General features: G+C 45.7%; 1 protein-coding gene and 1 pseudogene. One reads left to right on the top strand and one right to left on the bottom strand.

Going from position 1 to position 986, the window contains the following annotated elements; genetic code table 11:
* A pseudogene (locus tag AC1DUA_RS39025) lies at positions 1-207 on the bottom strand (spore germination protein); the annotation flags it as partial.
* Between the two features lie 196 nt (positions 208-403).
* Between AC1DUA_RS39025 and AC1DUA_RS39020 the strand changes: the two are divergent.
* Complete coding sequence (locus AC1DUA_RS39020) at positions 404-826, top strand: universal stress protein (protein ID WP_477504788.1); 423 nt, start codon at positions 404-406, stop codon at positions 824-826.
* The last annotated feature ends 160 nt before the right edge of the window (positions 827-986 follow it).

Genomic DNA, 986 nt, shown 5'->3' with positions numbered 1-986 from the left:
GGTATATAGAATGGCGACGCCTTCTGTAATTGAGTTATAGGTAAACTCTCGAATCACAATATCTGTGCTGTTTCCGAGAGCTTGCCTGACATAATCCGTATTTTCTTGAATGGTTGCAAATAAAGGCATAGATGCCATCGGTTCTACGATGGTGCTTTGTTTCGGAAGACTCGGATGTTTTTTGGAGCTCAGCCAACGAGCGAACATATGGTATTTTCTCCAAGCTCTAGGATGTTGTGCTAGTATCTTTTCCTTAAGTTTCCTGAGGTATGCGTGTGAAAAAAAGCACGGGGTGTGAATAGGCTCTCCTTTAGCGCACAGATCGCGTTGATAAGTTTGAAAGCCCACGGATTAGGGTAAGTATGCATAGGTTAGAGCTTGATGATTAAAGGAGGATAAACTTATGTATAACCACATTCTTGTTCCTATCGATGGTTCTCAACAATCGGACCGGGCGTTGGATCATGCGATCAAGCTTTCCAAGCATGGATATCCGAATGCTCGTATAACTATTATTCATGTGAGTCCTCAGATCATCTTAAATGATCCACCGATAAGCGTTCCGCTTAGCGATACGTTGGCCGAAGAAGGCCGAAAGATCGTTGAACCTGCTTCGGCGAAATTGATGGGGAGCAGATTAGTTTTCAAAAGTGTGACGTTGACCGGGGATCCAGCAACGACCATCTGCCATCAGGCAGAGACAGATGGCCACGATTTGATCGTGATGGGGTGCCGGGGTGTTGGCCTCATGTCGGAAATCCTCCTCGGGAGTGTAAGTCACGGTGTGATCAAACATGCGAACTGTCCGGTCTTGATCATTAAATGAGGCCTCAATGAATAAAAGCTGCATCTTAACGGCTAATGGCCGTAAAGGTGCAGCTTTTTTGCGGTATATGTCGATGGTTTCATAAAACGCCAGGAGTACAAGCTATCGCCCAATAGGTAAAGTGGAGCTAGCCCTCCAACATCAATTAGAGCTGCTGCGG

The organism is Paenibacillus sp. 01T422 (assembly GCF_056398785.1).
The sequence above is the reverse complement of the archived record's forward strand: the minus strand, read 5'-3'. Positions and strand labels throughout refer to the sequence as shown.